This window comes from Leisingera sp. McT4-56 (assembly GCF_020514995.1).
GTDB lineage: Bacteria > Pseudomonadota > Alphaproteobacteria > Rhodobacterales > Rhodobacteraceae > Leisingera > Leisingera aquaemixtae_A.
Genome location: NZ_JAJALF010000030.1, coordinates 1 through 16,537 on the forward strand (window position 1 = coordinate 1; position 16,537 = coordinate 16,537).

At 64.2% G+C, this 16,537-nt stretch carries 17 protein-coding genes and 1 pseudogene; 16 read left to right on the forward strand and 2 right to left on the reverse strand.

Annotated features, from left to right (window positions below):
* Positions 1-210: pseudogene (locus LHL23_RS21400) on the reverse strand (Re/Si-specific NAD(P)(+) transhydrogenase subunit alpha); the annotation flags it as partial.
* Between the two features lie 259 nt (positions 211-469).
* On the opposite strand from LHL23_RS21400, the gene cofG reads away from it, so the two are divergent.
* The 8 genes from cofG to LHL23_RS21440 all read left to right on the forward strand — a co-directional run bounded on the left by cofG (position 470) and on the right by LHL23_RS21440 (position 7,792).
* A complete protein-coding gene (gene cofG / locus LHL23_RS21405) occupies positions 470-1,612 on the forward strand; it encodes a 7,8-didemethyl-8-hydroxy-5-deazariboflavin synthase CofG (protein ID WP_226431482.1) in 1,143 nt (380 codons plus the stop codon).
* The gene (gene cofH / locus LHL23_RS21410; protein ID WP_226431483.1) at positions 1,609-2,880 is read left to right on the forward strand and encodes a 5-amino-6-(D-ribitylamino)uracil--L-tyrosine 4-hydroxyphenyl transferase CofH; all 1,272 of its coding nucleotides are present in this window, start codon (positions 1,609-1,611) and stop codon (positions 2,878-2,880) included. Before cofG ends, cofH begins: the two co-directional genes overlap by 4 nt.
* On the forward strand, positions 2,877-3,845 hold the full coding sequence (cofD, locus tag LHL23_RS21415) for a 2-phospho-L-lactate transferase (RefSeq protein ID WP_226431484.1): 969 nt from the start codon (positions 2,877-2,879) through the stop codon (positions 3,843-3,845). Before cofH ends, cofD begins: the two co-directional genes overlap by 4 nt.
* The gene (gene cofC, locus LHL23_RS21420) at positions 3,842-4,501 is read left to right on the forward strand and encodes a 2-phospho-L-lactate guanylyltransferase (RefSeq protein WP_226431485.1); all 660 of its coding nucleotides are present in this window, start codon (positions 3,842-3,844) and stop codon (positions 4,499-4,501) included. Before cofD ends, cofC begins: the two co-directional genes overlap by 4 nt.
* Positions 4,498-5,271 carry a coenzyme F420-0:L-glutamate ligase gene (gene cofE / locus LHL23_RS21425; RefSeq protein ID WP_226431486.1) on the forward strand — a complete coding sequence of 258 codons (774 nt, stop codon included), beginning with the start codon at positions 4,498-4,500 and terminating at the stop codon, positions 5,269-5,271. Before cofC ends, cofE begins: the two co-directional genes overlap by 4 nt.
* Positions 5,268-5,936, forward strand: coding sequence for an NADPH-dependent F420 reductase (gene npdG / locus LHL23_RS21430; RefSeq protein WP_226431487.1), 669 nt, complete (start codon positions 5,268-5,270; stop codon positions 5,934-5,936). Before cofE ends, npdG begins: the two co-directional genes overlap by 4 nt.
* A 24-nt stretch (positions 5,937-5,960) precedes the next feature.
* On the forward strand, positions 5,961-7,001 hold the full coding sequence (locus LHL23_RS21435) for a TIGR03842 family LLM class F420-dependent oxidoreductase (RefSeq protein ID WP_226431488.1): 1,041 nt from the start codon (positions 5,961-5,963) through the stop codon (positions 6,999-7,001).
* Positions 7,002-7,168: 167 nt separating this feature from the next.
* Complete coding sequence (locus tag LHL23_RS21440; protein ID WP_226431489.1) at positions 7,169-7,792, forward strand: TetR family transcriptional regulator C-terminal domain-containing protein; 624 nt, start codon at positions 7,169-7,171, stop codon at positions 7,790-7,792.
* 752 nt (positions 7,793-8,544) lie between these two features.
* Here LHL23_RS21440 and LHL23_RS21445 read toward each other — a convergent pair.
* Complete coding sequence (locus LHL23_RS21445; RefSeq protein WP_226431490.1) at positions 8,545-9,573, reverse strand: LacI family DNA-binding transcriptional regulator; 1,029 nt, start codon at positions 9,571-9,573, stop codon at positions 8,545-8,547.
* A 132-nt stretch (positions 9,574-9,705) separates the two neighbouring features.
* On the opposite strand from LHL23_RS21445, the gene LHL23_RS21450 reads away from it, so the two are divergent.
* The 8 genes from LHL23_RS21450 to LHL23_RS21485 all read left to right on the forward strand — a co-directional run bounded on the left by LHL23_RS21450 (position 9,706) and on the right by LHL23_RS21485 (position 16,515).
* Positions 9,706-9,891, forward strand: coding sequence for a hypothetical protein (locus LHL23_RS21450; protein ID WP_019296365.1), 186 nt, complete (start codon positions 9,706-9,708; stop codon positions 9,889-9,891).
* A 22-nt stretch (positions 9,892-9,913) separates the two neighbouring features.
* On the forward strand, positions 9,914-11,059 hold the full coding sequence (locus LHL23_RS21455; RefSeq protein WP_226431491.1) for a TRAP transporter substrate-binding protein: 1,146 nt from the start codon (positions 9,914-9,916) through the stop codon (positions 11,057-11,059).
* A 110-nt stretch (positions 11,060-11,169) separates the two neighbouring features.
* A complete protein-coding gene (locus tag LHL23_RS21460) occupies positions 11,170-11,682 on the forward strand; it encodes a TRAP transporter small permease (protein ID WP_065266141.1) in 513 nt (170 codons plus the stop codon).
* A 12-nt stretch (positions 11,683-11,694) separates the two neighbouring features.
* Entirely contained in the window at positions 11,695-13,023 is a 1,329-nt protein-coding gene (locus LHL23_RS21465) for a TRAP transporter large permease (RefSeq protein WP_226431492.1), read from the forward strand.
* A 12-nt stretch (positions 13,024-13,035) separates the two neighbouring features.
* Positions 13,036-14,343, forward strand: a complete 1,308-nt coding sequence (gene hisD, locus LHL23_RS21470) for a histidinol dehydrogenase (protein WP_226431493.1) — start codon at positions 13,036-13,038, stop codon at positions 14,341-14,343.
* On the forward strand, positions 14,336-15,097 hold the full coding sequence (locus tag LHL23_RS21475) for an SDR family NAD(P)-dependent oxidoreductase (protein ID WP_226431494.1): 762 nt from the start codon (positions 14,336-14,338) through the stop codon (positions 15,095-15,097). Before hisD ends, LHL23_RS21475 begins: the two co-directional genes overlap by 8 nt.
* Entirely contained in the window at positions 15,094-16,074 is a 981-nt protein-coding gene (locus tag LHL23_RS21480; RefSeq protein WP_226431495.1) for an alcohol dehydrogenase catalytic domain-containing protein, read from the forward strand. The genes LHL23_RS21475 and LHL23_RS21480 overlap by 4 nt, the downstream gene beginning before the upstream one ends.
* A 30-nt stretch (positions 16,075-16,104) precedes the next feature.
* On the forward strand, positions 16,105-16,515 hold the full coding sequence (locus tag LHL23_RS21485; protein ID WP_226431496.1) for a universal stress protein: 411 nt from the start codon (positions 16,105-16,107) through the stop codon (positions 16,513-16,515).
* The last annotated feature ends 22 nt before the right edge of the window (positions 16,516-16,537 follow it).

The following is a 16,537-nucleotide window of genomic DNA, read 5'->3' on the forward strand; positions in this document are numbered from 1 at the left end:
GATGTCGCAGGCCTTCCACAGCGCCGCCGGGGTCTTGATGATCTCCACCCCCGCGGCCTCATAAGCCGCATCGGAAAACCCCGCCGCAGCCCCCGCCCCGGTCTCGATCGCGCAAGTGTACCCCAGCTTCTGCAGCTGCGCCGCAGACTCCGGCGTCATCGCTACACGGTTTTCACCTGGCGCCAGCTCTTTTGGCGTTCCAATCAGCACGGCCGTTCTCCTCCCATTGCGCCGGACCCGTCTCACGGGTGAGTCGGATGGCGTCATTCATCATGTTTCTTGTTTTTTACCAGCTAGTCAAATTTTTAGCATACAGTCAATTAAAATATACCGCCGCACCACGCAATGCGCATTGTTTCTTTTAATTTCATATTGTTAATAAGCATTCGGGTGATACTTTTTATCTAGTAGTCAAAAATTTTGTTGACAGAATCCGGGACTCCCACAAACCTAGATGCAGGAGGAGCCCATGAACATTCAACTGACCAAACCGAGTGAATCCTGGGCGGTGACCGGGGACCTGCACGCCTTGATGGCCCACGCCCGCCAGATCCGCGATGCCCATTGGGGGCGCACCGTCACCTATTCCCGCAAGGCCTTTGTGCCGCTGACCAACATGTGCCGTGACACCTGCGGCTACTGCACCTTCGTCAAGCATCCCGACTCGCCCGAGGCGAACATCATGACGCCGGAGCAGGTGCTGGCCACCGCCCGCCGCGGCGAACGGGAAGGCTGCAAGGAGCTGCTGTTCAGCCTCGGCGAGAAACCGGAACTGCGCTACGAGAAGGCGCGCAAAGCGCTGGAGAGGCTCGGCTATTCCAGCCTGACCGCCTATCTGGCCGAGATGTGCGCGCTGGTGCTGCGGGAAACCTCGCTGTTGCCGCACGTCAATGCCGGCACGCTGACCAGCGAAGAGATCGACCTCTTGCGGCCGGTGTCAGCCTCGATGGGCATGATGCTGGAAACCGTCAGCCGCCGCCTGACCCGCAAGGGCCAGCCGCATTATGCCTGCCCCGACAAAGTTCCGGTGCAGCGGCTGCGCACCCTGGAGCGAGCAGGCGAGAAAAGGGTGCCGTTCACCACTGGCCTTCTGATCGGAATCGGAGAAAACTTCGAAGAGCGGATCGAGGCGCTGCACGCGATCAATGACGCCCACGCCCGCCACGGCCACATCCAGGAAGTGATCATCCAGAACTTCCAGCGCAAGCCGGATATCGCCATGGCGAACCACCCGGAGCCGCCGCTGGAAGACATGCTGCGCACCATCGCGGCAGCCCGCATCATCCTGTCGCCGGACATCAGCCTGCAGGCGCCGCCGAATCTCAGTGCCCGCCACCTGGCCTACCTGGACGCAGGCATCAACGACTGGGGCGGGATCTCACCGGTCACCATCGACTTCATCAACCCCCAGCATGAATGGCCGGAGATCCGCCAGCTTGCCGCCTCCTGCACCCAGGCCCGGTTCCAGCTGCGCGAGCGGCTGACGGTCTACCCCAGCTACCTGGCCGCCGGAAGCGGCTTCATCGACCCGGAAATTCTGGCCCGCGCCTCCGGCATGGCGCAGGCCAACGGCCTGGCACGCGACCAGCAGCACATGGGAGAAACAGCATGACCATCCAGCCCCCCGCAGAGAAGTTTGCCGCAGTCCCGGCCGCCGTCAGCGCCGCCTCTGCCCCGGTCCGCGCCATTCTGGAGATGGCTCTGGAAGGCGGAGAGGTTTCCGAAGCCGAAGGCACAGAGCTGTTCCGCGCAACGGGCGCCGATGCAGAAGCGGTCTATGCCACCGCCGACGAATTGCGCCGCCGCGCCAACGGCGACCGGGTGTCCTTCGTGGTCAACCGCAACATCAACTTCACCAACATCTGTTACATGGGCTGCCGCTTCTGCGGCTTTGCCAAGCGCAGCGAGGACAAGGACGCCGAATGGCTGGAGCCCGCGCAGATCGTGGCGCGCGCGCAGCAGGCCTGGGACCGCGGCGCCACCGAGGTCTGCATCCAGGGCGGCCTGCACCCAAAGATGGAAGGCACCTATTACCGCGACATCGTCCGTGCCATCAAAGCGGCGCTGCCGGACATGCACATCCACGCCTTCTCCCCGTTTGAGATCTGGTACGGCGCCTCCAAGACCAAGATGTCCTATCATGACTTCCTGGCCGATCTGAAGGAGGCGGGCCTCGGCTCGATGCCCGGAACCGCGGCGGAAATCCTCGATACCGAAGTGCGGATGCAGCTGACCAAGAACAAGCTGAGCGCCGAGAAATGGGTCGAGATCATCCGCGCCGCGCATGAGGTTGGCATCCCGACCACCGCCACCATCATGTACGGCCATATCGACGGGCCCCAGCACTGGGCCGCGCACATCCGCCTGCTGCGCGACATCCAGAAGGACACCGGCGGCTTTACCGAGCTGGTGCCGCTCTCCTTCGTGCACACGGAATCGCCCCTCTGGGCGCAGAACCCGGACAAGGTGCGCCCCGGCCCCACCGCGCTGGAGGTGGACCTGATGCACGCGGTCTCGCGCATCATGCTGCACGGCTGGATCGACAACATCCAGGTTAGCTGGACCAAGCTGGGCGCGGCGCGGGCGCAAGAGATGCTGTCGCGCGGGGTCAATGACTTGGGCGGCACGCTGATGAACGAAAGCATCTCCCGCGCGGCCGGATCGGACCATGGCCAGGAAATCACCGCCCGAGAGCTGGTGCAGATCATCCGCGCCGCGGGCCGGGTGCCGGTGCGCCGCGGCACGACCTACGGTGTCCGCGAGGTTTATGAACACCACGACCCCGAGGTGATCGCGCCGCTGGTGGACCGCCAGGGCCGCGACCCGCTGGCCTTTCTCGAGATGTTCCCGGAGCGCCCAGCGCTGGAGGCCGCGGAATGAGCAGCGCAGGCAAACATATGGTGACGCTGCTGGCCGGCGGCGTTGGCGGTGCCAAGATGGCCGAGGGCCTGGCAGCTCTGCCGGACGTGGCACTGTCGGTCATTGGCAACGTCGCGGATGACGATAACTTTCACGGCCTCTGGGTGTCGCCCGATATCGACACCCTGACCTACAGCCTGGCCGATGTGATCGACCGCACCCAGGGCTGGGGCGTCGCGGATGAGGGCCACCGGGCGCTGGAAACACTCAATAAACTGGGCGCGGACACATGGATGTCGCTGGGCGACCGCGACTTCGGCCTGCACATCTACCGCACTATGCGGCGGCGGCGCGGCGACCGGCACAGCGAGATCGCCCGCGACGTTGCCCACGCTTTTGGCGTCGCGGCAGAGATCGTGCTGCCCACCGATGATACCGTGCAGACCCGGGTGCGCACCGATGCGGGCTGGCTGAGTTTCCAGGAGTATTTCGTGCGCGAACGCTGCGCGCCGGAGGTCCGGGAACTGGCTTTCGAGGGCCTCGGCCAGGCCCGTCCGACGCCGGAGGCGCTGGAAGCGGTCCGCGCGGCAGACCTGATCGTGATTGCGCCGTCCAATCCGCTGGTCAGCATTGCCCCGATCCTGGGCGTGCCGGGCATAGCGGACGCGGTGCAGGCCTCCGCCGCCCCCAAGATCGCGGTCAGCCCCTTCATCGCCGGCAAAGTCGTGAAAGGCCCCGCCGACCGGATGATGCAGGCACTGGGGGAGCGGGCAGATGCAATTGGCGTCGCCCGCCGCTACCGCGGTCTCGCCGCGACATTGCTCATCGACCACGCCGATGCTGCGCTTGGGGACGCCATCCGCGCCGAGGGGCTGGAGCCGGTCTGCAGCCGCATCCTGATGAAAACCCAAGAGGACAAGGCCCGGCTGGCCCGCGAAATCGTGGACCTAGCCTTTGCCCCGGCCCATCTGGAGGCAAGCGCATGACCCGCGGAACGAACAGCGGCAAGCGGCTGGCCGTGATCCCGATGAAAGACCCGTCAAAGGCCAAGACCCGGCTTGCGGTTGCCTTGACGCCGCAAGAGAGAAAGGTGTTGGCAGAGGGCCTTTTCCAGGCCACCGTCTCGAAACTTCAAGAGGCCCTTGCCCGGCTCCCCGGCGATGCGGTTGACATCGCCGTGGTTTCCCACAGCCCGGTGATTGCCCGGATCGCCCACCAGGCCGGCCTGATCTGCATCGACGACCAGGACCCCGGCTCGCTATCGCTGGCGGTGGAAGCCGCCGCCGGCTGGGCGGCGCAGCAGGGATACGGCGCGCTCTGCGTTCTGCCCGGCGACCTCGCCGCCCCGTCCGTGGACGACCTCACCCGCCTGCTGGCGCACCCGCTGGATGAGGCCAGTGCGGTGTTTTGCCCGGCCAAGGATCTGGGCACAAATGCGCTGCTGGCGCCCCTGCCCTGCCCCTTCCCGTTCCGCTACGGGCGGAAATCTCTGATCGCGCATCTGCAGGCGGCTGAGGCCGCCGGGCTTTGCCCCAAGGTACTGCCGCTGGCCAGCCTGCGGATCGACGTCGACACCGCCGAGGATCTTGATCACCTGCTGGCCCATAACCCGCGGGCGCTGGTGCGGGAGGGCGCGCAATGAGCCTCTCCGTCTCTCTCACCGCTATTCCCGGCGTTCCGGATATCCGAAACGGCGACGATCTGGCCGCGGTCCTGGGCGATTGCCTGGACCGGGCCGGTCTGCCGCTGAAACGCGGCGACATCCTGTGTGTCGCGCAGAAGGTATTTTCCAAGGCGGAGGGCTGCATCATCCCGCTGGCCTCGGTGACGCCCTCGGCAGAGGCGCTGAAATACGCCGAAGAGCTGAACAAGGACCCCCGCAAGGTCGAGATCGTGCTGCGCGAAAGCACCCGCGTGGTGCGCGCCTTCCGCCGCCCGGACCAGAACGAGGGCACGATGATCTGCGAGCACCGGCTCGGCTTCATCTCCGCCAATGCGGCGGTGGATGAATCAAACTTCGGCGAGGAGGACGCGGCGATGGTGCTGCCGCCCGATCCGGATGCCAGCTGCGCCCGGCTGCAGCAGGATTTGTCGCACCGTTTTGACGCCGAAATCGGCGTGGTGATGACCGACACCTTCGGCCGCCCCTGGCGGCTGGGCCAGGTCAATGTGGCGATCGGCCTGGCAAAGGTGCCCGCAACCATCCGCGAACAGGGCAATACCGACGCCTGGGGCAGGCCGCTGCAGGTGACCGAACCCGCACTGGCGGATGAAATCGCCGCCGCCTCGGGGCTGGTGGTGCGCAAGAACGGAAAGACACCGGCGGTGCTTCTGCGCGGGCTAGACTGGCAGCCCGCCGACAGCCGCGGCGCCGACATACTCAGGAAAAAACAGGAGGATATGTTCCGATGAGGATCGCAATCATTGGCGGCACCGGGCCGCAGGGACAGGGGCTTGCGTTGCGCTTTGCCCGCGCAGGGATCAAAGTGGCGCTCGGCTCGCGCGATGGCGAACGCAGCGCCGGCATCGCGGCAGAGCTGATGGCGAAGCTGCCCGCGGGCGCCGCCGAAATCACCGGTCTCGACAACGAAACCGCCACCGCGGCGGCGGATGAGATGGTGATCCTGGCGGTGCCGTTTTCGGCCCATAACGCCACGCTGGAGGCGCTGAAGCCGGGCCTCGCGGGCAAGATCCTGGTCGACATCGTGGTGCCGCTGAAAGAAGGCGACCCCAAAAAGGTGGAGATGCCCCCCGAAGGCTCCGCCACCGAGGCCGCGCAGGCGCTTCTGGGCGACGAAATCCCGGTGATCGGCGCGCTGCACAACGTCTCTGCCACCACGCTCAACAATCTGGACTGGCCGATCAACTGCGACATCCTGGTGTGCGGCAACAGCCTGCCTGCCCGAAAGAAGGTGATCGAGCTGGTCGGCGCGCTGGATGTCCAGGCCTACAACGCCGGCGACGCCGAGGCCGCCCGCTGCATCGAGGCGATCACCCCGATCCTGATCCGCCAGAACATTTCCAAGGCGGTGCCCTTCACCCATGCGGGCATCCGCATCTGGGCCCCCGATCACTGAGATTCCAACGAGGAGGAAACACACATGGAATTCGGTATTTGCTTCAAGGGCTTCGTTGAGCCCGAACGCGCCCGCGCCCTGGTCCGCCAGGCCGAGAACGCAGGCTTCACCTACTGCTGGTTCTACGACAGCCACATCCTGTGGCGCGAAAGCTTTGTCGCGATGGCGATGTGCATGGAGCACACCACCAACATGCGCTTCGGCCCGCTGGTGACCAACCCGAACTCGCGCGAATGGTCGGTTGCGGCCTCGCTGTTCGGCTCGCTGGCGAAACAGTCCGGCGGCCGTTTCGACATCGGCCTGGGCCGCGGCGACAGCGCCGTGCGGGTTATGGGCAAGAAGCCCTCGACCATCAAGCGGATGGAAGAATTCACCCATGTGGTCAAATCGCTGATCCGCGGTGAGGAAGTGCAGTACGGCGAATGCCCCGAACCGGTAAAATTCCCTTGGGCCCAGGGCTATGAGCTGCCGGTCTGGATCGGCGCCTACGGCCCCAAGGCGTTGGCCTCGGCCGGCAAGGTCGGCGACGGCGTGGTGCTGCAGATTGCCGAGCCCAAGATCATCAAATGGCTGGCGGATCAGGCCAAGGCCGGCGGTGAGGCCGAAGGCCGCGACATGTCGAACTACCGCGTGATGGCGGCAGCGCCCGCCCATACCGGTTCGATTGAGGAAGGCATCGAAAAGACCAAGTGGTTCCCTGCCATGGTCGGCAACCATGTCGCTGACATCGTTGAGAAATACGGCACCGGCGGCGATCACGTCCCGACCAGCCTGACCGACTACATCAAGAACCGCAAGGGCTACGACTACTCCAAGCACGGCCAGAGCGATAACCCGTATCTGGACTTCATCACAGAAGACATCGTCAAGAGCTTCTGCGTGCTGGGCACCCCGGATGAGCATATCGCCAAGATCCGCGATCTCGAAGCGGCGGGCACCACCCAGTTCAACATCTACCTGGACAGCGGCGACGAGGAGAAGATCATCGCCGACTACGGTGATCACATCATCCCGGCCTTCCGCGAGGACAGCACCTTGTCGTCCCCGATGTTGGCTGCGTCGTAACCATCTCCCCTGACGGCACAGCCTTCCGGCGGGCAGCCTCCCCTGCCCGCCGGTTCTGACTCCGGCGCCCTTCTTCGGACCGCCCAACCGCCCGGCCCGCTGGCCTTCGCTCTCGAGTTGTGCCAAGACAGCGCCGATTCAGATTGATATGAAATGGCGGATTCCGCATGGCGCGCATGGCATCAGAGAAACCGAAGACCAAGATTCAGCGTCAGAAAACGGAACAGATCATGGCCGCCGCGCTTGAGGTCTTTGCCCGGCACGGCTCCTCCGGCGCATCGATCAACATGATCGCCAAGACCGCCGGGCTGACCACCCCAAACCTGCTCTACTACTTCGAAAGCAAGGACGCGATCCGGCAGGAGCTTCTCGGCCGCACGCTGCAGCTGTGGATGGCCCCCCTCAGCATGCTCAGCCCGCGCGGCGAACCGATCGACGAGATCTGCGAATACATCCGCCGCAAGCTTGAGGTGTCGCGGAACTTCCCCCGGGAAAGCAAGTTCTTCGCCAATGAGCTGCTGAGCGGCCAGCCGCAAAACCGCAGCGAGATCTTCGGTCCGCTGAAGGACCTCTACAACGCCAAGATCCTGATGCTTGAGGACTGGATGCAGGAGGGCAAGATCGCAACCGTCGACCCGCATCATCTGCTGTTCTCGATCTGGGCCACCACACAGCACTATGCCGACTTCGATGTCCAGATTGAGGAAATTGCCCCTGCCAAGGCGGAAGACCGCTACGCAGAAGCGGAGGTATTTCTTCTGGAGATGTACAAGAAGCTGCTCACGGTCTGAGACTTAGGCGCTGCCGCGCCTTTCCCCTTGCAGGACGCATTTCCAAAGCGAGGAGTTCCCTTACCCTGCCGCTATGAAAGCAAGAGCACGGGTCATGATGCCTGCCGAACGCTGGCTGGCAGCGCTGCGTGACGCGGAATTGAGCTGCTTCCCAAAGTTTGGGCAGTATGATGCGTAACTTAGATTTTTCACTGCTCTTGCTGATCGGGTTTGGTTTCCTTCTCCCAGCCGGAGGACTGCAGTTGGCGGCCCGCCAACATGGCTAAGTGGCGGCGCCTTCGATTGCAGAACTCGATCCAGTGCGGAAACCTGCGTTGGCTTCCGAACCATACTCCCAGGCGTGCAGGTGGATCCGTTCGTACTTCAGAGAGCGCCACAGTCGTCTGGCAACGGTATTTCCCGCGGCCCGGCAGGCGTCTGCGAAGAAATCTGCTGAGAACCAGCAAACCGCTGCTAAACGGCTTCGTGTACAGCTGAAATGGCTGCCCTTGGTATGAGTAGGTGTGAATGAACACCTGTTTGCGACCCTGCGCCTTGCCTGGCAACTGATCCAGTCTGGCGCGGTGAGAAATATCACCACTACCCGCATCATCGTGAGCGGAGGCCTCGGAGAGGCCGGCACAGCGCGGACGAAGTGGAAACCCGCTGCATGCGTGAGCGCACCCCTTACGAGCTAGAAACGGTCGCTCACAGTGCAAGGGTAAATTTCCCAATGCTTCAGGACGTACTAAAAAAAGCAGTGGGCGATTTCCCTATGTCTGAATAGGAGGCTCGGCCAATGAATTGCGGGAAACAACTCTTGTATTGATGCAGATTGACCGGCCTTCCGACTTACCTTCCACCATAGCTGTCAGTTCGCAGGCTGCCTTGCGTCCCATTTCACGGTGGGGAACATGAACAGTGGTCAGGGCGGGGCTGACGATCTCGGCCAGTTCGATGTCATCGAACCCCGTCACCGAAACTTGCTCAGGCACCTGGACCCCCAGTTTGCGCGCCTCGCGCAGAGCGCCGGCGGCCAGCACATCGTTGCCGCACATGACTGCCGTCGGGCGTAGCGTCAGGGCCATCAAACGCCCGAAGGCCTCGGCGCCCTTGTCAATCTCGTAGGCTGTTTCGATCAGTGTCAAGGCACTGGGGTCCAGCCCGCATTCCGCCATCGCCTGCCTGACGCCCTGCACCCGGCCCTGCGCCCGGTCGTTGCCCTGTGTCATGCCCGAGATCATGGCAATCCGCTGGTGGCCGGCTGAAATCACGCTCCGCGCCAGTTCGCACATGGCGTCTGCGTTTCTGAATCCGACAGAGGGCCGCTGCGCCTCGGGATCGTAGGACCAGGCGACCAGTGACCGGACCTGGTGGCGCTCCAGATACTCGTAGATTTCTTCGTCGCGCGCGTGCCCGATCAGCAGCAGCCCGTCGGCGCCGCGGGCCACCAGGGTGCGGATCTGCTCGCGTTCCGCCTCAGGGTCGTAAGCCGAGCTGGACACCAGGAGCGTATAGCCGTTCTCGTGCAGCTGGTCCTGAAAGGCCTGCAGGCCGCGGGCAAAAATGGCGTTGTCCATGGTTGGAATGATGGCGCCGATTGTGAAGCTGCGCTTGGCTGCCATCACGCGGGCCGCGAAATTCGGCGTATAGCCCAGTGATTCGACCGCCTGCATCACCCTCTGGCGGGTAGCCTCGATCACCCGGTCCGGAGAATTCAGGCAGCGCGACACCGTGGCGGTGGAAACGCCCGCGGCCTTTGCAACATCGTTAAGTGTCGGAGCTGAGCGGGTTTTTCCCATGTGACGTCTGCCATTTCCTTTGCCCCTCGTCATACCACAAAATGCAGCGCTTGCCAGCTGCCGATGTAAGCGCTTGCATTATTGATGTAAGCGCTTACAAATAGGGTTGGGATAACAAACCGGGAACTTGCGATGTTTCTCTGGGCTGCCGCTGCCGTCTTTGCCGTGTTCTTTGCCAATGTCGCCATGGGCGCCTTTGGCGGCGGCGGCTTCCTGGGCGATGTCGGAGAGATGCTGGTTCTGTTCGCTGCCTCGATCCTGTTCGTGGCGGCCATTCTCAAGCGCGAGGCTGACCACAAGAACAAGAACGGCAGCTGACGGATCTTTAGGGAGGAAGACAATGACGAATGGCAAGGATGGCCTCAAATCTGCTGAGCGCCGCAACTTTCTGAAACTGGCCTCGGCCGGCTCTTTCACCGCGGCGCTGGTGGCCGGCGCCGGCGGGGTGCTTTGGTCGTCCGAAGCCGCCGCGCAAACCGCCAAGGAAGAGAAAGAGCGGGAGCGCGCGGCCGAGCATATCATGACCGTTGCCACGGCCTATGTGCTGGGCGCGTCGCGCAGCTATCCGATCATGCAGCTGGATCTCAAGGAGAACATCCAGAACGCCACCAACGGCAAGATCTATGTCAAACTGGCCCCTGGCGGACAGCTGGGTGCGGGCGGTGCGCTGGTGCAGAAGGTGCAGGGCGGCACCATTCAGGCGGCGCAGCATTCGCTGTCGAATTTTGCGCCCTTCGCCTCCACCGTTGACCTGATCAACATGCCCTATCTCTGCGGCTCCAACCAGCGGTTCACCAATCTGGTGAACTCCGACTTCTGGAAGGCGGAAGTGCACCCCAAGGTGGAGGCCGCCGGCTTCAAGGCGCTGTTCTATGTCAATATCGACCCCCGCGTGGTGGCGGTGCGCAAGGGCGGCAACGCGGTAATGTCGCCGGGTGACATGGCCGGTGTGAAATTCCGGGTGCCGGGATCCAAGATGCTGCAGCAGTATTACCGCATGGTCGGTGCCAACCCGACGCCAGTGGCCTGGGGCGAGACGCCCTCCGCCATCAAGCAGGGGGTGGCGGATGCGCTCGATCCGTCGGTCGGGGCACTATATGTCTTTGGCTTCAAGGACATCCTGAGCCATGTGACCTTCACCCAGGCGGTGCCGGACAGTCAGGTCTATTCCTGCAATCTGGAATGGTTCAACGCATTGCCTGCCGACGTGCAGGACGGTGTGATGTGGGGGTCGGAAATGACCGCGCATCAGAACCTGTCCAAAGTGCCCTCCGCCCGCGCCTATGCGATGGCGGAACTGACCAAGGCCGGTGTCGAATTCCATACCCTCAGCGACGATCAACTGGGCGAGTGGCAAGAGGCCGGCGGCTATCAGCGCAGCGAGTGGGATTCCTTCAAGACCGAGCTGGCAGGCTCGATGGAGAGCTTCGCCAAGCTGGAAGAGGCCGCAGGCACCCAGGGCAAATACTACGTCCACGACGCCTGAGCCTCAGAGGGCGGGGGCACCTTCGTCCGGCCCCCGCATTTTTCAACAGCCGCCTTTGCAACAGCCCGCTGGGCTGGCTGCGGGGGTGTGCCTGAACCCCGGGAATGGAAATGCACATCCTGCGAAACATCGACAAGAACGCAGAACGCTGGCTGCTCCTGGTGTTCTATGTGATGCTGGTCATCACCATGGCGATCGAGGTGATCCGGCGCGAGCTGTTTGCCTTTTCCTCGATCTGGGGCGAGGAGATCGTCCGCTATTCCTTTATCTACCTGGCCTGGATCGGCGCCGCGGCGGCGGTCAAGGAGCGCGCCCATATCCGTATCGACGTGATCCTGCATTACCTGGGGCCCCGGCCCAAGGCGCTGATCTATATCTTCGGCGACCTGGTGATGTTCATCGTGGCCTTGGTGGCGCTTTACTGGTCGTTCGAGACGGTGCTGGTCTCGGCCAAATTCGGATCGGTCAGCCACGGGTTGCGGGTGTCGATGGTCTGGTTCCTGATGGCGGTGCCCGCGGGCTTTGCCCTGATGATCTGGCGCCTGCTGCAATCCTTCCTGCGCGATTACCGCAGCCTTCGCGACGGCACGCCCGTCTTTGAAGGCGACAAGCTGTTTGATTGAGGGGCCTGAGCGATGCTGTGGAATTCACTCAATCATACGGTCGAACTGGGCTGGGACTTCTTTCTGCCGGTGATCATGTTCGTGGCGCTGATTGCGCTGGCGGTGCCGGTCTGGGCTGCCATCGGCGCGGCGGCGATCACCATGCTGGTGATGTCCGGCGACCTGCCGCTGAGCGCCATCGGTGAAAGCCTGTTCACCGGCATCGACGCCTTTGCGCTGACCGCGGTGCCCTTGTTCATCCTGACCGGCGACGTGCTGGTCCGGACCGGCCTCAGCAAGAAGTTCCTGGATGTGGCCGAGGCGCTGACCTGCTGGACACGGGGCGGCTTCGGCTCTGCCACGGTGCTGGTCTGCGGCATGTTCGCGGCGATCTCCGGCTCTGACGCCGCCGGCGCTGCGGCCGTCGGGCGGATGACCATCGCGCGGCTGGTCGAAAGCGGCTACCCGCGGCCCTATGCCTGCGCGCTGGTGGCAGCGGGCGCCTGCACCGGCATCCTGATCCCGCCCTCCATCGCCTATATCATCATCGGCCTGGTGCTGGGCATTTCCGCCTCCACCCTGTTCCTGGCGGCGCTGATCCCGGGTCTGGCGATCCTGGTGTCGATCCTGGTCACCAACATCATCATGAACCGGCTCTATACCTATGAGACCGGCGGCAACATGGGGGTGGGCGAATGGCTGGGCAACCTGGGCCATGCGCTGAAATCCGGCTGGTATGCCTTCATCGTGCCGGGCATCATCTTCTACGGCATCTTCTCCGGCCGCCTGACCCCGACCGAGGCCGGCGCCACCGCGGTGGTCGTCACCATCCTGATGGGTTTCCTGCTCGGCACCCTGAAGCTGTCGGACTTCCCGGCGATGCTGGTCAGCTCTGCCAAGGTAAACGGGGTGATCCTGCCGATCATCGCCTTTTCCGCCCCGCTAGCCGAGGCGCTGGCAATCATGGGCGTGCCGCAGGGTTTCGTGACCGCGGTGACCGGGCTGACCGATGATCCCTCGCTGCTGATCCTCCTGATGATCTGCATCCTGATCGCCGCCGGCTGCGTAATGGAGACAACCCCCAACATCGTGATCCTGGCGCCGATCCTGAAGCCCTTGGCGGACAACATCGGCATGAACGAAATCCAGTTCTGCATCATGATGATCACCGCACTGGGCGTGGGCTTCATCACCCCGCCGCTGGGGCTGAACCTGTTCGTCGTCTCCGGCATCACCGGCGAATCCATCCTCAAGATCGCCGCCCGCGCCGTGCCCTTCGTGCTGACCATGCTGATCGTGGTGCTGCTGATCGCCTACATCCCGCCGATCTCGACCACGCTGCTTCCTGATATCTACAAGTAGGACCCCCTGGAAATGACCCGTGAATATCTGAAAAATGCCGCCTTGACCCCCAAGTCGGATGCCTCCGAGACCCATAAGATCGTGCAAGGCATCCTGGATGATATTGAGGCCGGCGGCGATGCCAAGGCGCTGGAATATGCTGCCAAGTTCGACCGTTACGAAGGCAATGTCCTGCTGACGGCAGAGGAGATCGAAGCCGCCTGCGCCCTGGTGCCTGAAAAACTGAAGGCTGACATTCAGTTTTCCCACGACAATGTGCGCCGCTTTGCCGAGCTGCAGAAAAGCACGATGCAGAATGTGGAGACCGAAATCTCTCCCGGGTTTGTCACCGGACAGAAGGTGATCCCGGTGGATGCGGCGGGCTGCTATGTGCCGGGCGGCCGCTACAGCCATATTGCCAGCGCCATCATGACCGTGACCACCGCCAAGGTGGCCGGCTGCAAGCACATCACTGCCTGCTCGCCGCCGCGCCCCGGCGTCGGCGTGGCACCGGCCATTGTTTATGCCGCCCACATCTGCGGCGCCGACAAGATCATGGCGATGGGCGGCGTGCAGGGGGTTGCGGCGATGACCTTTGGCCTGTTTGGCCTGCCCAAGGCCAACATCCTGGTCGGCCCCGGCAACCAGTTCGTGGCAGAGGCCAAGCGGATCCTGTTCGGCCGGGTCGGCATCGACATGATTGCAGGCCCGACCGACAGCCTGATCCTGGCCGACGGCACCGCGGATGCGCATATCGTCGCCACCGATCTGGTGAGCCAGGCAGAGCATGGCTACAACTCCCCGGTCTGGCTGGTGACGGACGACCGCGCCCTGGCGGAAGAAGTGATGCGGCTGGTGCCCGGCTACATCGACGATTTGCCCGAGGTGAACCGCGAGAACGCCACCGCGGCCTGGCGCGACTATGCCGAGGTGATCCTTTGTGCGGACCGCGAAGATATGGCCGCCTGTTCCGATGAATACGCGCCCGAGCACCTGACCGTGCAGGCCGAGGACCTGGACTGGTGGCTGGAGCAACTGACCTGCTACGGTTCGCTGTTCCTGGGCGAGGAGACCACGGTCTCTTACGGCGACAAGGCGGCGGGCACCAACCACGTGCTGCCGACCTCGCGCGCGGCCAGCTATACCGGTGGTCTCAGTGTCCACAAATACATGAAGATCGTCACCTGGCAGCGCGCCACCCGCGAGGGCTCCAAGCCGGTGGCGGAGGCCACGGCCCGGATTGCCCGGCTGGAGGGGATGGAGGGCCACGCCCGCGCGGCCGACGTGCGGCTGGCCAAGTATTTCCCGGATGAAACCTTTGACCTGACCGCCAATGGCTGACCCGCGAACCCTGTTCGATCTGGCAGGCCGGACCGCCTGCATCACCGGCGCTAGCTCTGGTCTGGGCCGGCGGGCAGCGATCGCGCTGGCCGCAGCCGGGGCGCAGGTGGTGGTGGTGGCGCGGCGGGCGGAGGCTTTGGAAAGCCTCTGCGCGGAGATCGGCCCGACGGCCGCATATGCGGCCGCGGATGTGGCGGACCGCAGCGGGCTGGAAGCGCTGCGGCAGGCGGTCTCCGCCCCCTTCGGGGCGCCGGACATCCTGGTGCATGCGGCGGGCGTCAACACGCGGCAGACCGCGGATGAGGTGACAGCGGAGGGTTGGGATCAGACCCTGGCGCTGAACCTCTCGGCGCCCTTCTTCCTGAGCCAGGTGCTGGTGCCGGCGATGAAGGAGCGGGGCTGGGGGCGGATCGTCAATTTCGCCTCGCTCCAGACAACCCGCGCCTTTCCCGGCGGCATTGCCTATGGCGCCAGCAAGGGCGGGATCGGCCAGCTAACTCGCGCCATGGCGGAAGCCTGGTCGTCTCATGGCATCACCGCCAACGCGATCGGGCCGGGGTTCTTCCCGACTGAGCTGACCCAGGCGGTATTCGAGGATGACGCCCGCGCCGCCCGCAATGCGGCTCAGACCTGCATCGGCCGCAACGGGCGGCTGGAGGATATCGACGGGCCGCTGCTGTTCCTGTGCTCGGAGGCGTCGGCCTATGTCACCGGGCAAATCCTGATGGTTGACGGGGGGTTCACGGCGAAATGAAAGCCTTGGTTTATGAAGGGGTTGAGACGCTTGCGCTGCGCGATGTGCCGATGGCCGCGGGCCAGCCGGGCGAGCAGCTGATCCGCATCCGCGCCTCCGGCATCTGCGGCTCAGACATGCACGCCTATCTGGGCCACGACAACCGCAGGCCTGCGCCGCTGATCCTAGGGCACGAGGCCGCCGGCGTGATCGAGGACGGCCCTCATGCGGGCCGCCGGGTGACGATCAATCCGCTGGTGACTTGCGGCAGCTGCACTGCCTGCGCGTCGGGGCGCGAAAACCTCTGCGCCAGCCGCCAGATCATCTCCATGCCCCCGCGCGAGGGCGCCTTTGCCCAGTTCGTGGCGATGCCGGAGTGTAACCTTGTGACCGTGCCGGAGGCGGTGCCTCTGGAAAAGGCCGCTCTTGCCGAACCGCTGGCGGTCAGCTGGCACGCCGCCCGGCTGGCGCTGGAGGCGCTGCAACCAAGCACAGAGCGCTGCGCGCTGGTGATCGGCGGCGGTGCCATCGGCCTGGCTGCGGCATTGGCGCTCAGGGCGATGGGGGTGGCGGAGGTGACCATACAGGAGCCGAACGAAGCGCGCCGGGCCTTCCTGACGGACCGCTGCGGGCAAAAGGCGGTAGCAGAGTTCCAGGGTATGGTACCGCTGGTGGTGGACGCCGTGGGCTATGCCGCCACCCGTGCCGCGGCCTCAGTAACTGCCGCGCCCGGCGGGGTGATTGCCCATGTCGGACTGGGCGAGGACACGGGCGGCCTGGATATCCGCCGCATGACGCTGCAGGAAATCACCTTCATCGGCACCTACACCTATACCGCGCAGGATTTCCGCGACACCGCGCAGGCAATCTTCGACGGCCGTCTCGGCCCGCTGGACTGGCCCGAGCAGCGGCCGCTGTCGGACGGCGCAGCTGCCTTCCGCGACCTGCGGTCCGGCGCGGTGGCAGCCCCCAAGATCATCCTCGACCCCTGGGCCTAGGCCCGCGCACGGAGCAAACGGAGAGCAACCATGTATGACAAAATCCTGGTTCCCATGGCCCTGGATCACGGCGTATCTGAGACCACGCTGAAGGCCGCCGCCACCCTGTGCAATCCGAGAGGGCAGATCACCGCGCTGCATGTTTATGAGGCGGTGCACAGTTCGGTCACCGCCTACCTGGACGAAGACACAGTGCGAGAAGGCTTCGACAAGGCCCGCCAGCTGCTCGCGGCAAAGACCGCAGGCCTGGACAATGTGACGGCGGAAATCGTCAAGGGCCGCTCTTACCGCGCCATCATCGATTACGCGGAGCAGCACGGCGTGGACTGCATCGTCGTCGGCTCCCACAAACCGGGGCTCAGCGACTTTTTCCTCGGCTCGACAGCCGCCCGCGTTGTCCGCCACGCACCTTGCGCGGTGCATGTCTGCCGCACCGCCTGACTCAGAAACACGATACCCGAAG

What these genes read in the sequence shown, in the direction of transcription:
- cofG (WP_226431482.1), top strand. Translation starts at nt 470, where the DNA reads ATGAACATTCAACTGACCAAACCGAGTGAATCCTGGGCGGTGACCGGG.
- cofH (WP_226431483.1), top strand. Translation starts at nt 1,609, where the DNA reads ATGACCATCCAGCCCCCCGCAGAGAAGTTTGCCGCAGTCCCGGCCGCC.
- cofD (WP_226431484.1), top strand. Translation starts at nt 2,877, where the DNA reads ATGAGCAGCGCAGGCAAACATATGGTGACGCTGCTGGCCGGCGGCGTT.
- cofC (WP_226431485.1), top strand. Translation starts at nt 3,842, where the DNA reads ATGACCCGCGGAACGAACAGCGGCAAGCGGCTGGCCGTGATCCCGATG.
- cofE (WP_226431486.1), top strand. Translation starts at nt 4,498, where the DNA reads ATGAGCCTCTCCGTCTCTCTCACCGCTATTCCCGGCGTTCCGGATATC.
- npdG (WP_226431487.1), top strand. Translation starts at nt 5,268, where the DNA reads ATGAGGATCGCAATCATTGGCGGCACCGGGCCGCAGGGACAGGGGCTT.
- LHL23_RS21435 (WP_226431488.1), top strand. Translation starts at nt 5,961, where the DNA reads ATGGAATTCGGTATTTGCTTCAAGGGCTTCGTTGAGCCCGAACGCGCC.
- LHL23_RS21440 (WP_226431489.1), top strand. Translation starts at nt 7,169, where the DNA reads ATGGCGCGCATGGCATCAGAGAAACCGAAGACCAAGATTCAGCGTCAG.
- LHL23_RS21445 (WP_226431490.1), bottom strand. Translation starts at nt 9,573, where the DNA reads ATGGGAAAAACCCGCTCAGCTCCGACACTTAACGATGTTGCAAAGGCC.
- LHL23_RS21450 (WP_019296365.1), top strand. Translation starts at nt 9,706, where the DNA reads ATGTTTCTCTGGGCTGCCGCTGCCGTCTTTGCCGTGTTCTTTGCCAAT.
- LHL23_RS21455 (WP_226431491.1), top strand. Translation starts at nt 9,914, where the DNA reads ATGACGAATGGCAAGGATGGCCTCAAATCTGCTGAGCGCCGCAACTTT.
- LHL23_RS21460 (WP_065266141.1), top strand. Translation starts at nt 11,170, where the DNA reads ATGCACATCCTGCGAAACATCGACAAGAACGCAGAACGCTGGCTGCTC.
- LHL23_RS21465 (WP_226431492.1), top strand. Translation starts at nt 11,695, where the DNA reads ATGCTGTGGAATTCACTCAATCATACGGTCGAACTGGGCTGGGACTTC.
- hisD (WP_226431493.1), top strand. Translation starts at nt 13,036, where the DNA reads ATGACCCGTGAATATCTGAAAAATGCCGCCTTGACCCCCAAGTCGGAT.
- LHL23_RS21475 (WP_226431494.1), top strand. Translation starts at nt 14,336, where the DNA reads ATGGCTGACCCGCGAACCCTGTTCGATCTGGCAGGCCGGACCGCCTGC.
- LHL23_RS21480 (WP_226431495.1), top strand. Translation starts at nt 15,094, where the DNA reads ATGAAAGCCTTGGTTTATGAAGGGGTTGAGACGCTTGCGCTGCGCGAT.
- LHL23_RS21485 (WP_226431496.1), top strand. Translation starts at nt 16,105, where the DNA reads ATGTATGACAAAATCCTGGTTCCCATGGCCCTGGATCACGGCGTATCT.